Origin of the sequence: Nitratireductor aestuarii (assembly GCF_014641695.1) — a bacterium.
Taxonomy (GTDB): Bacteria; Pseudomonadota; Alphaproteobacteria; order Rhizobiales; family Rhizobiaceae; genus Chelativorans; species Chelativorans aestuarii.
Map to the genome: position 1 here is coordinate 174,220 of NZ_BMIF01000009.1, position 16,615 is coordinate 190,834.

Annotated in this window: 14 protein-coding genes and 1 tRNA gene; 10 read left to right on the plus strand and 5 right to left on the minus strand. The window is 59.9% G+C overall.

Features of this window, described 5'->3' with window-relative positions; genetic code table 11:
• Positions 1-265 precede the first annotated feature (265 nt).
• From IEX27_RS15115 to IEX27_RS15155, 9 genes are all read left to right on the plus strand, one after another.
• Positions 266-1,447, plus strand: a complete 1,182-nt coding sequence (locus tag IEX27_RS15115; RefSeq protein WP_188721907.1) for an ABC transporter substrate-binding protein — start codon at positions 266-268, stop codon at positions 1,445-1,447.
• 234 nt (positions 1,448-1,681) lie between these two features.
• Positions 1,682-2,533, plus strand: coding sequence for a branched-chain amino acid ABC transporter permease (locus IEX27_RS15120; protein ID WP_210315546.1), 852 nt, complete (start codon positions 1,682-1,684; stop codon positions 2,531-2,533).
• 9 nt (positions 2,534-2,542) lie between these two features.
• Positions 2,543-3,538 (plus strand): branched-chain amino acid ABC transporter permease, encoded by a 996-nt coding sequence (locus tag IEX27_RS15125; protein WP_188721909.1) that lies wholly within the window; start codon positions 2,543-2,545, stop codon positions 3,536-3,538.
• Positions 3,539-3,548: 10 nt separating this feature from the next.
• Positions 3,549-4,292, plus strand: coding sequence for an ABC transporter ATP-binding protein (locus tag IEX27_RS15130; RefSeq protein WP_188721910.1), 744 nt, complete (start codon positions 3,549-3,551; stop codon positions 4,290-4,292).
• Positions 4,285-5,016: an ABC transporter ATP-binding protein gene (locus IEX27_RS15135; RefSeq protein ID WP_188721911.1), complete on the plus strand. Its 732-nt coding sequence runs from the start codon at positions 4,285-4,287 to the stop codon at positions 5,014-5,016. Before IEX27_RS15130 ends, IEX27_RS15135 begins: the two co-directional genes overlap by 8 nt.
• Positions 5,017-5,151: 135 nt before the next feature.
• Positions 5,152-6,540, plus strand: a complete 1,389-nt coding sequence (gene fumC, locus IEX27_RS15140) for a class II fumarate hydratase (protein ID WP_188721912.1) — start codon at positions 5,152-5,154, stop codon at positions 6,538-6,540.
• Positions 6,541-6,828: 288 nt separating this feature from the next.
• The gene (locus IEX27_RS15145) at positions 6,829-8,313 is read left to right on the plus strand and encodes a sensor histidine kinase (protein WP_188721913.1); all 1,485 of its coding nucleotides are present in this window, start codon (positions 6,829-6,831) and stop codon (positions 8,311-8,313) included.
• A gap of 260 nt (positions 8,314-8,573) precedes the next feature.
• Positions 8,574-8,650 (plus strand) — tRNA-Arg (locus IEX27_RS15150).
• 222 nt (positions 8,651-8,872) lie between these two features.
• Complete coding sequence (locus IEX27_RS15155; protein ID WP_188721914.1) at positions 8,873-9,190, plus strand: GNAT family N-acetyltransferase; 318 nt, start codon at positions 8,873-8,875, stop codon at positions 9,188-9,190.
• 312 nt (positions 9,191-9,502) lie between these two features.
• Here IEX27_RS15155 and IEX27_RS15160 read toward each other — a convergent pair whose 3' ends face one another.
• Positions 9,503-9,685 (minus strand): hypothetical protein, encoded by a 183-nt coding sequence (locus IEX27_RS15160; RefSeq protein ID WP_188721915.1) that lies wholly within the window; start codon positions 9,683-9,685, stop codon positions 9,503-9,505.
• Here IEX27_RS15160 and IEX27_RS15165 point away from each other — a divergent pair.
• Positions 9,632-10,159, plus strand: coding sequence for a YrbL family protein (locus tag IEX27_RS15165; protein WP_244630394.1), 528 nt, complete (start codon positions 9,632-9,634; stop codon positions 10,157-10,159). The two genes, IEX27_RS15160 and IEX27_RS15165, sit on opposite strands and share 54 nt — an antisense overlap.
• Positions 10,160-10,229: 70 nt before the next feature.
• On the opposite strand, the gene IEX27_RS15170 is transcribed toward IEX27_RS15165, so the two are convergent.
• Genes IEX27_RS15170 through IEX27_RS15185 form a run of 4 tightly spaced genes read right to left on the minus strand, consistent with a single transcriptional unit; the run spans position 10,230 to position 16,435 of the window.
• On the minus strand, positions 10,230-10,631 hold the full coding sequence (locus IEX27_RS15170; protein ID WP_244630385.1) for a UCP034077 family protein: 402 nt from the start codon (positions 10,629-10,631) through the stop codon (positions 10,230-10,232).
• A gap of 30 nt (positions 10,632-10,661) precedes the next feature.
• Entirely contained in the window at positions 10,662-12,131 is a 1,470-nt protein-coding gene (locus tag IEX27_RS15175; RefSeq protein WP_188721917.1) for an HlyD family type I secretion periplasmic adaptor subunit, read from the minus strand.
• On the minus strand, positions 12,128-14,350 hold the full coding sequence (locus tag IEX27_RS15180) for a type I secretion system permease/ATPase (RefSeq protein ID WP_244630386.1): 2,223 nt from the start codon (positions 14,348-14,350) through the stop codon (positions 12,128-12,130). Before IEX27_RS15180 ends, IEX27_RS15175 begins: the two co-directional genes overlap by 4 nt.
• A gap of 54 nt (positions 14,351-14,404) precedes the next feature.
• A complete protein-coding gene (locus tag IEX27_RS15185) occupies positions 14,405-16,435 on the minus strand; it encodes an SPM autocatalytic domain-containing protein (protein WP_188721918.1) in 2,031 nt (676 codons plus the stop codon).
• Positions 16,436-16,615: the final 180 nt, after the last annotated feature.

Genomic DNA, 16,615 nt, shown 5'->3' on the forward strand with positions numbered 1-16,615 from the left:
AAGGAAACCCGAGACTGAAGGAGCCTTACACCCTGCCTCTGCAGCTGTGAAGTGCTGTATACAGAGCAAACGCGCGGCTTTGCGGCCCAAGCGCGAGATTTCCGTTGTTGAGATCAGTTTCCTGTGCGCGGTTAATTAAGGATGCGCCGCCACTGGGTGCATTGGAAAACGAATTGACCCCTTGGCTATCTGTGCGAGCTATGTATACATATTGGGAAGTTGGCAGAGGTGTGGAGGCCTCTGTTCAATCCATTGGGAGGGAAGCATGGCTTTAAGAATCGCAGCAATCGTTGCGCTGGGGCTGAGTGCGGCATGGACCACGGGAGCCATGGCGCAGGAGACCGTCAAAGTTGGACTTATCTTGCCGTATTCAGGGCCCTTCGCGGATGCCGCCAAGCAGCTCGAGGCAGGTGTTACCCTGTACATCCAGAAGCACGGCGACGAAGTTGCCGGCAAGAAGATCGAGCTCATCCGCAAGGATACAGGGGGCCCGAACGCCGACGTGGCACGCCGGCTGGCGCAGGAACTGGTGGTACGCGACCAGGTCGACATTCTCGCGGGTTTCGCGCTGACGCCTGAGGCTGTCGGTGTCGCAGAAATTGCTACGGAGGCCAAGAAGCTCACCGTTCTGATGAACGCGGCAACTTCGAGCATCATCGACCTGTCGCCCTACATGGTGCGCACGTCCGTCACGATCCCGCAGGTCAACTATGCGTTGGGCAAGTGGGCCGTTGAAGAGGCCGGCGTGAAACAGGCCTATACGCTTGTGTCCGACTACGGTCCGGGTCATGACGCGGAAAGCTCGTTTGCCAAGGGTTTTACCGAAGCAGGTGGCACAATCCTCGGTGCAGACCGTACTCCGGTCGCCAACCCGGATTTTTCCGCTTACGTTCAGCGCGTGAAGGACAGCAATCCTGAAGCCGTCTACATCTTCGTGCCAGGTGGCGCGCAGCCGGCGGCAATCGGCAAGGCGCTGGCCGACCGTGGTCTTTCTCCGCCCGACACCAAGATCTTCGCACAGGGCGAGTTGACGCATCCGGAAGCGCTCGAAAGCATGGGTGAGACAGCGCGTGGCGTCATCACCACGTTCCACTACACGCTTGAGCGCGACGATCCGCTGAACAAGGAGTTCGTGGACGGCTATCACGCCGCCAACAACGGTCGCTCCCCGGACCTGTTCTCGATCGGTGGCTATGACGGCATGCATCTCATCTATGAGGCGCTGAAGAAGACCAACGGCGATGCCAGCGGCGACGCGCTCATCGAGGCCGCGAAGGGCATGTCCTGGGACAGCCCGCGTGGTCCGATGTCGATCGATCCTGAGACGCGCGATGTCGTGCAGACCGTCTACATCCGCGAAGTTCAGGAAGTGGACGGCAAGCTGCAGAACGTGGTCATCCACGAGATCCCGGAAGTGAAGGATCCGCTGCACGGCGCAGCAAAGTAAGCAGCAAGGCGTCTCCGGCTGTTTCAGCGGAGCCGCCAGCCAAGAAAGCCTCTCCGGCGCCAGTCTCATCGGGGACCGGTGCCGGACCGGCAGCTTGGGGCCCTGCAGGTTCACTGAAAATCAGAACGGCTCTGAGTTTTTACTTTTCGCAGTTCAGTCGGAAACCGGTCCCACTTTCCGCGAACTGCTCCAAGAATGCCTCTGCGGATGGGTTGAGGGCTCGTGATCAATAATATCGTCATCGTCCTGTTTGACGGCTTTGCGTTCGGGATGTTGCTGTTCGTTCTTTCAGTGGGTCTCACCGTGACCCTCGGACTGATGAACTTCATCAACCTCGCCCATGGGGCGTTCGGCATGGTCGGCGGGTATGTCACCGTCATGCTCATGCGCCAGTACGGCGTTCCGTTTCTCCTGACGCTGCCGCTCGCGTTTCTCGGTGCGGCCTTGGTCAGCGTGGTGCTGGAGCGCATTTTCTTCCGCCGGCTTTATCGGTCAGGCGAGCTCAACCAGGTGCTGTTTACCATCGGGCTTGTCTTCGTTGCGGCCGCTGGCGCTACCTATTTCTTCGGCACGGGGCAACAGCCCATTGTTCTGCCGAGCTGGCTTCGCGGTTCGGTCGAACTGTTCGGCATCCGCTTCGGCGTCTATCGCATGTTCCTGATCGCTGTTTCGCTCGCGATTACGGCCGTGCTGTTCTTCACGCTGGAACGGACCCGCTTCGGCGCGAAGATCCGGGCATCGGTGGACAACCAGAAGGTGGCGCAGGCGCTAGGCCTCAACGTTGAGCGCATCTTCGCCATCACCTTTGCGCTGGGCAGCGGACTGGCGGGACTCGGCGGTGCTCTCGCAGTGGAAATCGTCGGCCTTGATCCGTCCTTCGGCTTCCACTTCCTGGTCTATGTGCTGATCGTGGTGAGCGTCGGCGGATTGGGCTCCATTGCGGGCTCTTTCCTGGGCGCAGCGCTTCTCGGCATCGGGGACGTTGCCGGAAAATATCTCGTGCCCGAGCTTGGATCGTTCCTGATCTACCTGCTGCTCGTCGCCATCCTCCTGGTCAAGCCGACCGGCTTGCTTGGCAAACGATAGGAGGGCGCGATGACCCACAATCAGACCTCCGCGATCGTTGAAAGCCCGGCCCGCTGGATCCGCAGCCGCAACCGCTGGACCATCTTCGAGATCCTGTTCTGGATCGCGACGCTCGCGCCCCTCTATTTCTTTCCAGCCTATCTGAACCTGGCGAGCCAGGTGGCGATCACCGCGCTTTTTGCACTCTCGGTCGACCTGGTGCTGGGCTACGCCGGCATCATCACGCTCGGCCATGCCATGTTCTTCGGGCTTGGCGCTTTCACGGCCGGCATCCTCAGTTCCCGCTATGGCTGGGGCGAGCCGATCAGCGGGCTGCTGCTGGGTGGAATGGTTGCCGCGCTGGCGGGCTATGTCACCAGCTTCCTGATCGTGCGCGTACAGCATCTCGCGCTGATCATGGTGACGCTCGGCCTCGGGCTTTTGACCTTCGAACTTGCCAACAGCCTCAGGTGGCTGACGGGCGGCACCGATGGTCTCACCGGCATCAGCACCTGGAAGATCTTTGGTTATTTCCGCTTCGATCTCTGGGGCTACACGAGCTACGCCTATTCGCTGGCGGTACTTTTCCTCGGCTTCCTCATCTGCCGATTGGTGGTGAGTTCTTCCTTCGGTCTTGCGCTTCGCGGTATCCGCGAGAATGTTCAGCGCATGCCGGCCATCGGTTCGGACTACAAGTGGCACCTGCGCAAGGTCTACACGATCTCGGCCGCCATCGCCGGCATTGCAGGCGCCCTGCTGACGCAAACGACCAATACGGTGACGCTCGAAGTTCTGAGCTTCCAGAGGTCGGCCGACGTCGTCGTCATGCTCATCCTTGGTGGGACGGGACGGCTCTATGGTGCCATCATCGGCGCGGTGATCTTCCTCGTCGCGAAGGACCAGCTGGCAGGCATCAATCCGCAGTACTGGTTCCTGTGGATCGGCATCCTGTTGATGGCCGTCGTGCTGTTCATGCCCAAGGGCATCCTGGGTGGCCTGTCGCGGCTGATCCGGCGCGAAGACTAGGGGGAAGAGCATGGTTCTTAGCACCCAATCCCTCTGCAAGAAGTTCGGCTCCCTTGAGGTAGCAAGGGACATTTCCATCAATCTGCCGGCCGGCGCGCGCTATGCGCTGATCGGGCCCAACGGCGCAGGCAAGACAACCTTCATCAATCTTGTCACCGGGCAGCTGAAGCCCGATTCCGGCCGCATCCTGCTGGACGGCCAGGACATCACGCGGACCGGGACCGCCGATCGCGTCCGCAAGGGGCTGACACGCACGTTCCAGATCAACCGGCTTTTCCCGGAGCTGACACCGCTTGAGTCGGTAACTCTCGCAGTCTGCGAGCGGGAAGGGGTCTCGGCCAATTTCTGGCGCGGGCTATCAGCGCATCGCGATGCGATCGAGGAGGGTTTCGCGATCCTGAGCCGCCTGGGACTGGCCGACGTTGCAACCCGTCCGACGCGGCAGCTTGCCTATGGCCAGCAGCGTCTGGTGGAGATCGCGCTCGCGCTGGCCACCAAGCCGAAGGTGCTTCTGCTGGATGAGCCGGCGGCGGGCGTACCGAAGGATGAGAGTGCGATGCTCTTCAAGGTAGTGGCGAACCTGCCGGAAGACATTGCCGTGCTCTTCATCGAGCACGACATGGAGATCGTCTTCAGCTTTGCAACGCAGGTGATCGTGCTCGTCGGCGGAGCGGTGCTGCTGCAGGCGGGACCCGATGAGGTGAAGGAAGATCCGCGCGTGCGCGAAGTCTATCTGGGAAGCGCCCATGTCTGAAACGCTGCTTGAACTCAAAGACGTGCGCTCCGGCTATCATGAGGCCGTCGTTCTCGACCGGATTTCCGTCAGCATTGCTGCGGGCGGCAGCCTCGCCGTGCTTGGGCGCAATGGCGTCGGCAAGACGACCTTCCTGCTGACGATCATGGGCATTGTGCGGCCCATGCGCGGGACGATAACCTTCAAGGGGACCGAAGTTTCGAGGCTGACGCCGGACAGGCGGGCACTGCTGGGCATCGGCTGGGTTCCGCAGGAGCGCGAAGTCTTCAAGTCGCTGTCGGTGGAAGAAAACCTGACGGTGGCGGCGCGGCCGGGAAGGTGGGATCTCGATGCGATCTATGCGCTCTTCCCGCGCCTGAAGGAACGGCGGCGGAACATGGGCGACCAGCTCTCGGGCGGTGAGCAGCAGATGCTCGCGATTGCCCGCACGCTGATGACGAACCCGTCGCTGCTGCTCCTGGACGAGCCGCTTGAGGGGCTCGCTCCCATCATCGTCGAGGAGCTGACGGCAGCCATCCGGCGCATGGCGCAGGACGAGGGGCTCACCCTCGTTCTTGTCGAGCAGCATGCGGACGTGGCGCTGAAGTTGACCGACCGCGCGATCATCCTTGAGCGCGGGCTCGTGGCCCATGAAGCACCGTCAGCCGATCTGCTCGCCGACCGGAAAACGCTTGATCGATATGTGGGGCTGAAACTTGACGCGCCTGCGGCAAACGCCGGTTGAAATAATATTCCACAACCGCTTTTCGCATCGTCATATTTAATCGATCCAATTTCCCGGCGACGCTTCTGCGGGTTTGCAAAACCCGCTCTCTTGGCGCATATGGCAGAACCAAATCCCGTGCAGTGAGAGCGCCATATGAACACCCGCACTGAATCCGATACCTTTGGTCCCATCGAAGTTCCGTCCAATCAATATTGGGGCGCGCAGACGCAGCGTTCGCTCACCAATTTCAAGATTGGTACCGAGCGGATGCCGATCCCGCTGGTGAGGGCGCTCGGCATCATCAAGCAGGCTGCTGCCGAGGTGAACATGCGCCTTGGCAAGCTGGACGCGAAGGTCGGCGAGACGATCGTTGCAGCTGCCCGCGAAGTGGTAGATGGCAAGCACGATGGCGAATTCCCGCTGGTCGTCTGGCAGACTGGTTCGGGCACCCAGACCAACATGAACGCGAACGAGGTGATCTCCAACCGCGCGATCGAGATGCTGGGTGGGGAGATGGGCTCGAAGAAGCCGGTTCACCCGAACGACCACGTCAACATGGGTCAGTCGTCCAACGACACCTATCCGACAGCGATGCACATCGCCGTTGCGCGCGAGGCGGTTGCCGAGCTGCTGCCGGCGCTCGACCATCTGACCGCTGCGCTTGAGGAAAAGGAGCGTGCGTTCGGTGACATCGTCAAGATCGGCCGCACGCACACGCAGGACGCAACCCCGCTGACGCTCGGCCAGGAGTTCTCCGGCTACGTCGCGGCTCTGAAGCTCGGTCGTGTTCGCATCGAGGCAGCCCTCAACGACGTCTACGCGCTGGCACAGGGCGGCACCGCCGTCGGCACCGGCCTCAACGCGCCGATCGGCTTCGACAGGGATTTCGCGGATCGCGTTGCCGCCATCACCGGCCTGCCTTTCCGCACCGCCGAGAACAAGTTCGAGGCGCTGGCAAGCCATGGCGCGCTCAACACGTTCCACGGCACGCTGAACTCGCTCGCTTCCGACCTGTTCAAGATCGCCAACGACATCCGCTTCCTGGGCTCCGGTCCGCGCTCCGGCCTTGGCGAGCTCAAGCTGCCGGAAAACGAGCCTGGCTCGTCGATCATGCCGGGTAAGGTCAACCCGACCCAGTGCGAAGCGCTGACGATGGTTGCGACGCAGGTCATGGGCAACCAGACCATCGTTACCGTTGCTTCCAGCCAGGGCCACTTCGAGCTCAACGTCTTCAAGCCGGTCATCGCCAATGCAGTTCTGCAGTCGGTGCGCCTGCTCTCCGACTCGATGCGCTCATTCGCCGACAACTGCGTGAAGGGCATCGAGGCTGACGAAGTTCGCATCGCCGATCTGATGCAGCGCTCGCTGATGCTGGTCACCGCGCTTGCTCCTGCGATTGGCTATGACGGTGCGGCAAAGATCGCGAAGACGGCGCACAAGAACGGCACCACGCTGCGTGAAGAAGCGCTGAAGAGCGGCCTCGTGACCGCCGAGGACTATGACCGTCTGGTCCGTCCGGAGCAGATGATCGCACCGCAGTAATCGTCTCTGGCGGCTAGGCCAGACACATTGCCGACAAGCCCAACGCTCCCCCGCCTTGTGCGGGGGAATTTTTTTGTCCGCCAGGGTCAGGCGGTCACATATGCTATTGGCTGGTAAATGGTCCCATTTTCAGGGTATTTCAGATAACTATGCAGTTAAGGAACCAGATCCGGTTCCCGACAGAGTGACCGGAGGCTCTGAGGACCGTATGGGTGGCATGTTCGCGGACCGGAGTGATCGTCTCCATTCAGGGCATGCATTGGTGGGTACCGGCGTTGGAACGACGTGATGCTGAAATCAGCGCAAGTCTCAGACGGACATGATCGGGAGGTGCCCCTGACCCGGGGCCTTTCCACGAAGCTGCTGTTTCTCACCATCCTGTTCGTGCTTGCCGCAGAGCTGCTGATTGCCATTCCTTCGATCGCCAATTTCAGCCGCGGCTGGATGGAAGGGCGGTTGCGCACAGCCGCTGCCGTGGCAGTTGCCGTCATCGAGAGCGGACCGGGAAACCTGAGCATGCAAGGCAGCAATCGTGTGCTGATGGCTGCAGGTACGCGGGCGATCGCGGTACGCGATGAAGGTGTGTCGCGCATGCTGGTGGTTTCGCAGGTGCCCCCAGCTGTGGACCAGCACATCGATCTCGACACGATCGGGCTTACCGGCTCGATCAGGCAGGCGTTCGACACGCTGCTTTTTGGCGGCAAGCGGGTGCTGCGCATCTTCGGGCGCATCGATGATTCGAACACGCAGTATGAAATCGTGCTGGCCGACTGGGGACTGCGGGCGGCACTTCTCGACTATTCGCGGAACATCGCCCTCCTGTCTCTCGGCCTTTCGCTCTTCACGGCGATGCTGGTCTTCTATGCGATCAACCGCATCATGATCCGCCCCGTCCGTCGCATGACGCGATCCATGCTGGCCTTCGGAGAGGCGCCGGATGACGCCACGCGGATCATCCAGGCGGACACCAAGCGCGATGACGAGCTAGGCATTGCCGAGCGCGAACTTGCCGAAATGCAGAAGGCGTTGCACCGGACGCTGGGCGAGCGGCGCAGGCTTGCCGATCTTGGCCTTGCGGTCTCCAAGATCAACCATGACATGCGCAACATGCTGGCCGCCGCACAGCTCATCTCCGACCGCCTGGCCGAGGTGAACGACCCGTCGGTGCAGTCGCTGGTGCCGAGGCTGCTGCGCACGCTCGACCGCGCCGTCGCCTATTCCGAGGGCGTGCTCGCATACGGGCGCACGCAGGAGCCGCCGCCGCGCCTCAGACGGCTCAAGCTCCAGGAGCTGGTGGACGATGTGATGAGCACCATGGCGCTTGCCGAGCGCAGTGGCATCGAACTCATCAACGCCGTGCCGGCGGGGTTCGAGATCGATGCTGATTCGGATCAGCTTTTCCGCGTTCTCTTCAATCTTGCGCGCAATGCGGTGCAGGCCATGTCGGGCGAGAACGAATCGGTGCTGGTGAAGCGACTCACCATCAGCGCCGAACACGACGGTGCTTCGGTGCGGGTTCGCGTTACCGATACCGGTCCGGGCTTGCCCGAGAGGGCTCGCCAGAACCTGTTCACGGCCTTCCATGGGGCCGCCAAGAGCGGCGGCACCGGCCTCGGGCTTGCGATCTCGCAGGAACTCGTTCGCGCGCATGGCGGCGAGATCAGGCTGGTGGAAAGCGGCAACGGCCGCACGGTGTTTGACATCCGCCTGCCTGCGAATCTGTCGGACACGGAATCCTCGTCGGGCAGGGGGCGCCAGCACGTCAGCAGCTAGGATTGGCGCTGCGACAGGTTGTCAGGGGAGCAGAAACCAGGTTTGGGAGAGCTACAGGCTCCTCCGCGGAAATCCGCCGTTTCCGGGCTCTCCCGTGATTGAGCCATCAATTTCGGGATGGGGTATCCACTATAATGGATGTGATTTTTTGCATTTTGTTGGCGATGCCCGCTTGCATTTGGGGAACTCACCCGTTAGGTAAGCGTCATTCCAGCGCTGGCCACAAACCAGCGACGAAAAACTGCCTCAAGGCAGACAGCGCACCCGTAGCTCAGCTGGATAGAGCACCAGACTACGAATCTGGGGGTCAGAGGTTCGAATCCTTTCGGGTGCGCCATTTCTTCTTCAAACTCAATGATTTGGCGCTTAGCGGGACGACATCGTTCCAGTAGCCTTTAGCCTCCTGTCTTTTCGTACCGACCGCGCATTGGAAGATTCCAGAGCATAGGCCGCAGCATGATCCTTGTCAGACCTGCAACCCAAAACGACGTCGGCCTGCTGCCTGAAATCGAGCGTAGCTCCGGTGAAGTCTTTCGGCTGTGGCCTGGGCTGGAGTGGATTGCCGAAGATACTGTTCAGTCGGAAGAGCAGCACCGCCCTGATAGGGAACGGCATCTCATTCGTTGCAGAAGTGGACGGATGGGGCGTTGCAGCCTTCCTCAATGGCGAGATGACTTCCGACGCCCTGCACATCTGGCAGATGGCCGTCCATGAGCAACAGCAGCGGCGCGGCATTGGGCGTAGATTGATCGCTGCAGCGGAACAGTCTGCCATTACTGAAGGGGCCCGTGCGCTGACGCTAACCACCTTCCGTAATGTCCCCTGGAACGTAGCCATTCTACCGCAGCCTCGGCTTCATTCCTCTCCAGCGCCATGAACTCAATTCAAGGCTGAGGTCTGTTCTCGATGCAGAGGAGAAAGCGGGACTCCTCATAGGTCTGCGTTGCGCAATGAGGAAGCTGGTGTAGCGTATCTCCGTGTACAGCCCGCTGCCTATCATCAGCATCCGGTTCAGTGACGTACATCTTCTGCCGAAATCGGGACTACCCTGCTGCTCGCCTTCACGCAAATCCGGCTGCATCGCTTGAGCGTGTTTTTGCCCATAAACTTAACGTATTCTGTATCGATATCCACAGCAAAAATTGTTCAATTATAATATAATCAAAGAGTAATCGGTCATAACGCTTTGCTAATCGGCCTGAGTCCCGTAAATTCCCGAGGTTGGGAATACGGGGCTTCGGGGCAAATGATTGTAGTCAATACTTTGGTTGGCGCGGGATATGAACGAGAGGTTTATCTCCATCCAGCGCGCGATGACATTGTCATCAAGATCAGCAAGAAGGGCGCAGTGGATCGGAATCATCTCGATCATGCTTACCTTACCAGGATAAAATCGCACCCTATCCTGCCCAAGATGCACGGTTGGGTGGATACACAGATGGGGCCGGGGTTGATGTTCGAACGGGTTCGCGATGCGAACGGGGAAACGAGCATGAACCTGAAGATGGCACTGCGCACCGGGCGTGTGTCACCGGAGGAGGGGCGGTCTCTGTTGAAGGGGGCACTGTCGGCCCTCGGCAAGGACGCGATAATTGTCCACGACGACAAGACCCTGGACAATTTCGTGGTCGAGGAAGGTCCTTCATCTCGGCGTCTGGTCATGGTGGACGGATTTGGGCCATCCTTCATGACATACAAGACGCGGCTTCGGCTACGCTATCCACTGTTTGCGCGCGAGAAGTTGCTGCGTTGCTCATTCAAGCTGAATGCGTTGCTGAAGAAGGAGGTCAAGGCTCTGAATCGCAACCGCAAGCTCATCGAAGGCGCCACTCTGCAAGCTGGCTGATCGCAGCTGGTCTTCTCCATTGTGCGTTGGGGTGCGCAGTGGGGAAGGTAGTGCGCCGAGGTCCTGCGCGTCAGATCGCTCTGCCAGGCACGGCGAAGCGTGGAGCGAGGATGCGGCCGGCGATTGCGCCGCCCATGGATTTGGACAAGGGGAGTGGCGTCGCTCTATCGAGCGCGCCGAAAACGGATTCGACAAACGCCTCTCTGAGCGCGCTGTCCTTGCCAAGCCGCGAATGACGGACGATCGGTACGCCGATCAGCGTACCATTGCTGCGGACTGAGAAGGTCAGGGTCAGACTCATCCCTTCGCTGCCCGCCGGCGGTTCCCAACAGGCATAGATGGCGTCGAACATTTCATTGATCGTTTCGATCGGGTCCCCACTACCGCATTCCCGATCTTCCGCTAAGGCCAAGCTGACTGAGCCAAGGATCAGCGCGGCGGCGATGGCGGCCTTTGTGGTCGGTGTCTTCAAGGTCTTGCTCCTGTCTGGCTCCGGTCGTGATTAGCGTTCGTGCATGGCGCCGGCGGCAATCTCGGCGAGCGGCGAGAACAGGTATTCCAGAATGCGCCGTCTACCTGTCTTGATCTCGACAGTGACGGCCATGCCCGGTCTGAGAGGAACGCTACGGCCATCCGCCACGATTTCATAGGTCGCGGGCGCAATGGTTATAGGGAACACCAGGTTCTGCACCCGCTGGGCGTTGCTGACCGGCACTATGGCGCGCAGCTCTGCTGCCGCCTGCTGCTCGCTTTGTTGGGCGTCGGGCTCGGGAATGGCGTCGCGCGCAACGTGGGTGACCCTTCCCGGTAGAATGCCGTAGCGCGTAAATGGAAAGACCTCGATCTTGATGGCCGCTTCCTGGCCGACGCTTACGAAGCCAATATCCACGTTGGGGAGATAAGCTTCGATTTCGAGCACAGAGTCGTCTTGCACAATCCGCATCAATTCCGATCCGGCGGATATCACCTGGCCTGGGGTGGTGACGGCAGAGGCCTGGATCGTCCCCGACACGGGGGCCAGGATCGTCAGAAGCTCCAACTGCCGTCGAACCTTGATCGCTGACTGGGTTTCAGTATCTACCCGTCGTTCTGTTTCTGAAAGCTTACCCACGTTGTCGGCGATGGCCGCGTCGATCAGCTTTACGGCCTCACGCTCGATCGCACCAATGGCTGCCCGCGTTTCCTGAAGTCTACCCTGTTTTTCCGAAAGGTCTGCCATTTCCTTCTGCTTGATCTCAAGCGCATCGAGGACGCGTGCTCGAGAGCCTGCAGGGCCGTCGATCAGAGTCGAACGCATGGTTACGCGCTCTGAAAGTGTTGCGAGCAGTTCTTCACGGGCGCTGATGTTCCCGGTCAGGCTATCAACCTCCGCCAGGTGGCGTGCACGTTGAGCGTCCAGCGCGCGCAGGGAGGAAACCAGAGCAGCGAGATCGGCATGGAAGGCGAGCATCTCGCGCCTTCTGATCTCAATGGGTAACTCTTCGCCGAGCCGATCCAGAAGGCAGGTTGGGTCAGGATCCATATCCTTAACCGCATCGAGGCTCAATTTTCGGAACTCTTCATCGACTGCCCGCCTCCGAATGGATTCAGCCTGCCATGCGGCAAGGCTGGACTCGATGGCGGAAAGTTCCGCGCGCACTTGCGTTTCATCGAGCTGCAGGAGCTGTTGCCCGGCTTCGACATGCGTGCCGTTCGGCAGCGGGTTTGATACGATCTTTCCGGCTTCGACAGACTGGATGATCTTGACGCGGCCGGCTGGCTGGACCTTGCCCTGTGCTGTGGCTACGACATCGATCCTGCCAAACCAGGCCCAGGCCAGGACCGAAACCGCGAGCATGCAGATGAACCAGATGAAGGCGACGCGCACAGGTGAGGCAGGCGTATCGAGGATCTCAAGGGCAGAAGGCAGGAAGGCTGTGTCATCCCGGCACGGTGAGGATGAACGCCAGCGTTTCAATGAAACCAACTTCATGCGAGCTCACCATGCTGCAGCTGCCAGAGCCTGGAATAGAGGCCGTTGGTTTGAACGGTCAGGCTCTCGTGTGTGCCTTCCTCGACGATACAGCCGTCTGTCATGCCGATGATGCGGTTGCAGCCGCGCACCGTTGCTAGCCTGTGGGCAATGATGATCACCGTTCTGCCGCGTACGATCTCACGCATGTTGGCGAGAATTATCCGTTCGCTCTCATAGTCGAGCGCGCTGGTGGCCTCGTCCATGATGAGGATCGACGGGTTGGTGGCGAGCGCTCGTGCTATCGCAAGCCTTTGACGCTGTCCGCCGGAAAGATTGGCCCCGCGCTCCTCGATCATCGTGTCGTAGCCGCAGGGCAGTTTGACGATGAATTCATCTGCGCCCGAGAGCTTTGCCAGCTGGATGACCTGCTCGCGAGACATGGCCGGGTTGGTGAGCGCTATATTGTCGTGGATGGTGCGGTTGAACAGCAGGTTCTCCTGCAGCACGACGCCGATATTGCTGCGCAACCATGCGGGATCAACCTGCGCGATGTCTTGTCCATCAACCAGGATCTGGCCTGCGCTCGGCACGTAGAAACGCTGCAGAAGTTTGGTCAGCGTCGACTTGCCAGAACCGGAGGGGCCGACGATGCCTATTACTTCTCCCGGCCGGATCGTCAGTGAGACATCCTGCAGGACATCGCGTCCGCCAGCGCCATAGCGAAAGGTCACATTCCGAAAGGCGATGTGACCTTTCGGCGCCGGCAGGGCCTGAGGCGAGGTTGGCCGAAATTCGGCTTGCGCATTCAGAATGTCGGAAGGGCGGGAGACCGAGATCTGCACCTGCTGGAAATCCTGCCAGAGCTGCGACAGGCGCAGGACAGGCTGCGCAACGTGGCCGGCGATCATATTGAAGGCGATCAGCGCGCCGACGGTGAGTTCTCCGTTTATGACCGCCTGTGCGCCGAATAGAAGCAGGAGGACGCCGGTCACCTTGCTGACAAACTGGATCGCGTTCTGACCCTTCGCAGCCATCATGGTGGCCGCGAAGGAGGAGCGCACATAGGCGGCGAAGCGCTCTTCCCACTGCGCCGCCACGATAGGCTCCACCGCCGCAGCCTTCAGAGTCTGCGCCCCGACAATGCTCTCGACCAGCAATTGCTGGCTAAACGCGCCGCGATTGAATTTTTCATCGATGCGTTCCTTCAGGAACGGGCGGATCAAAAAGCCGATTGCCAGGTAGCAAGGAATGGAAGCGACCACGATCCAGGCGAGCGTTGTGGAATAGGCAAACAGCACGGCTATGAAGACGCCGGTGAAGATGAGATCGAGCCCGCTGAAAAGCCCCTGGCCGGTGAGAAAATCGCGGATTGTTTCGAGCTCGCGCATGCGCGCCACCGTCTGACCGGCCGCCCGGGTTTCGAAATAGCTGAGCGGCAGGTTGAGCAGATGGCGGAACAGCCGTCTCCCAAGCTCGACATCGATACGGTTCGTCGTGTGCGAGAGGGCGTAGGTGCGCAGATACTGCAGCAAAACGTCGAAGAGCCCGACTGCTACCAGTCCGACCACGAGCACGATCAGTGTCGAATAGCTGCGATGTGCCAGAACCTTGTCGACCACGATCTGGAAGAACAGGGGCGTGACAAGGGAAAAAATCTGGATGAACAGCGATGCCACGAGGACATGGGCGAAGGCGCGACGATACTTCCAGATAGAGGGTAGAAACCAGCTGAAGCCGAAGGCTTTCTGCGCCGTACCTGGTCCGAGAAAGCGACGCTGAACGAGCAGGAACCGGCCCTCGGTCAACTTCTGAAGCGCCGCGAAATCCATATCCCTTGCCGTAAAGCCCAGCGGATTGATCAGGCGGAAATGACCGTCGTCGACTTGGCCAGCGAAGATGGCGAAGGTGCCGTCGAGCAAGACAGCGATCGCCGGCCTGGGCAGTTTCGCCATCCGCTCTTCGCTCACGTTGACGATGCGGGCCTTGAGGCCGATGGCTTTCGCGGCAAGCAACAAGTGCTCGCAGGTTGCTCCTCCTGTCAGGGCGAGTTCACGGGAAAGGGCCTCCGGACGGGCCGGAATGTGATAGTAGGATGCGATGGCGACAAGCGCCGTCAGACCACTCTCCGCCTGTTGTGGATCGCAGGTGGCATCCGGGTTGAGGCCGGCATCACGGCACTCTTCGTTGAAGGTTTCCATGCAGTTTGTGCTTTCGTCCAGCAGCAGTCCGGGCGGCATTACTGCCACCCGGAGGTGCCGGAATATGGTTGCTGGAGTTTCTTGGATGTCTTGTCAGGCTGCGTGCTGCGCAAGAACGCCCGGGCGAGAGGCCAATGCCACGTCGCCAACCAGCATGCGGGTGCCATCGTTCATCTCGGCATAGCTGGTACCGCTGATGGATGAGCCGTCGGAGAATGCCCTGGCGCCCTCAGACGCGGGCATCAGGCTGATGAGTTTGATCCCGACATCGGCCATGGTACGCAATTCACCTGCATCCGCCACGCCATTCTGGTTGGCGTCGCGCCAGACGCGGAACTCGCTCCAGCGGTCGTCGGCCGCATCCAGTACATTGTTGCGGTTGGTATCGAAGTAGCGCCGCAGCCCTTCAAGGTCGGTGAGGCGAGCTCCATGGCTGCTGCCGGCGTCGGCGTTTTCTGAGGCGATTTCCTCTTCCGACTTCCAGAGCGCAAAGGCAATCTCCTTGGCCTGATCGATCTTTCCGTTAGCGCCGGCAGAGCCGTCAATTGCCAGGTCGATGGCCAGCAAACCATCATTTGGACCAACCCAGGCCGTGGGATCAGGGATGCAATCGCTGTTCCAGTCGAAGCGGGTGGTGGATGCAGGGGCTTCTGCTTCCGCGGCCTGGTGCGGAACGCTAGCGATCGCAAGCGGGCGAACATCGATTGTGCCGTCAGCATCGAGGTCGAGTAGGACGGGCACGCCAATGAATATGCCTGTTCCCGATCCGGTTCGAGAACCGGATCCTGGCGAAGGTGCTGGCTTATAAATCGGTACATCCAGATTGGGCCGTGGCTGCGGTATTGGGGCAATGGCAGGCAAATTGACATTGCCGCCTCCGCTGAAGTTGCCTTGGCCAGGCTGTCCGAACTCGATCTTGAGCTTCGGCTCTGGTGCAGGTGGCTCTGGTGGCTTGTAGACAGAAATATTCAGGCTCGCCGGCTGGTCGAGTGAAATGCCATACTGGCTGGATGGCCGTTGTGTCGCAACCGATCCAATATTGATCTGGAGCGGAGGTGTCTGCAGTCTCTGGTTCAGCTCACGTTGCCGTGCCTCCGCAAGACGTTGGTGCTCTTGCTCGCGCTCCCTGGAACGGCGTGCCTCTTCGGCCGCAGCAATTTGGGCTGCAGCCCTTTCAGCTGCAGCCCTTTCAGCTTCTGCCTTTTCAGCCGCGGCTTTTTCGGCCGCAGCAATTTGGGCTGCTTGGCTTGCAGCTGCAGCCCTTTCAGCTTCTGCCTTTTCGGCCGCAGCTCTTTCGGCTGCAGCAATTTGGGCTGCTTGGCTTTCAGCTGCCACCCTTTCAGCTTCTGCCTTTTCAGCCGCAGCTCTTTCGGCTGCAGCAATTTGGGCAGCTTGGCTTTCAGCTGCAGCCCTTTCAGCTTCTGCCTTTTCGGCCGCAGCTCTTTCGGCTGCAGCGAGTTCCGTCGATGATGTATAGGAACCATCATCGAGGTTCTTCCTCTCCTCGGTCATGTGCCCGTGAGCATCATATGTGCGTTCGTAACGCGGCTTCTTTTGTCCGAGGGCGCTGTTTGGTTGATACTCGCGGTCAATGCGGGAACCGTCAGCCTTCGTCACGGTAGCTGATGTCTTCTTCCCGTCACCGTCGAGATGCAACGCGTAGGTGTTTCCGTTAGATGCCGCGAGCTTGAGGTCTGAGGAGCCAGCCTCCGACTTCTGCCAGTTTTCGTCGGCACCTTTTTCGAGGCGAATTTCGCGCCTCTGGTTCAGTTCTTTGACCTTGTCGGGGTCAGTTACGTATGTTCTCTTGAGATCCTTATCCAACTGATACCAGCTGACTGATCCATCGTCGGCCTCACTGGTCCGGAAACCATCGATCCGTTCCGGATCCCCTGCCAGGCTAATCGTTGAACCATCCATGTAGTCAATGACGCGATTTACCAGCTCGCTGACCACTTCAGCGGGTAATTGGGCCTCAAGGGCTGTCAACGCCTGCTCTGCGGTAATACCGAACTTTGCAGCAGTGTCGAGCATCGCTTTCGAAGTGACGGAGAGGAATTTCTCGTATTCCGCAGGATCTTTAAGGATCGAATTGCCGACCGTATCTTTCGGGTCATCCGACAATTGCATGTTCCAGTAAAAGGAAGAGCCACCCCAAGTCCCTACCGTTTGCTCACCTTTTGAAAGCGCCGCGTGAACATCATTGCGGACAAGACCGCTAATATTTGGAACATAGGAATTCTTCAGGACATCACCGATGACAACCTTCCCGATCAAGTCAGATATACGCTGAAGTGCATCATC

What these genes read in the sequence shown, in the direction of transcription:
- IEX27_RS15115 (WP_188721907.1), top strand. Translation starts at nt 266, where the DNA reads ATGGCTTTAAGAATCGCAGCAATCGTTGCGCTGGGGCTGAGTGCGGCA.
- IEX27_RS15125 (WP_188721909.1), top strand. Translation starts at nt 2,543, where the DNA reads ATGACCCACAATCAGACCTCCGCGATCGTTGAAAGCCCGGCCCGCTGG.
- IEX27_RS15130 (WP_188721910.1), top strand. Translation starts at nt 3,549, where the DNA reads ATGGTTCTTAGCACCCAATCCCTCTGCAAGAAGTTCGGCTCCCTTGAG.
- IEX27_RS15135 (WP_188721911.1), top strand. Translation starts at nt 4,285, where the DNA reads ATGTCTGAAACGCTGCTTGAACTCAAAGACGTGCGCTCCGGCTATCAT.
- fumC (WP_188721912.1), top strand. Translation starts at nt 5,152, where the DNA reads ATGAACACCCGCACTGAATCCGATACCTTTGGTCCCATCGAAGTTCCG.
- IEX27_RS15145 (WP_188721913.1), top strand. Translation starts at nt 6,829, where the DNA reads ATGCTGAAATCAGCGCAAGTCTCAGACGGACATGATCGGGAGGTGCCC.
- IEX27_RS15160 (WP_188721915.1), bottom strand. Translation starts at nt 9,685, where the DNA reads ATGATCGAGATGATTCCGATCCACTGCGCCCTTCTTGCTGATCTTGAT.
- IEX27_RS15175 (WP_188721917.1), bottom strand. Translation starts at nt 12,131, where the DNA reads ATGAAGTTGGTTTCATTGAAACGCTGGCGTTCATCCTCACCGTGCCGG.
- IEX27_RS15180 (WP_244630386.1), bottom strand. Translation starts at nt 14,350, where the DNA reads ATGCCGCCCGGACTGCTGCTGGACGAAAGCACAAACTGCATGGAAACC.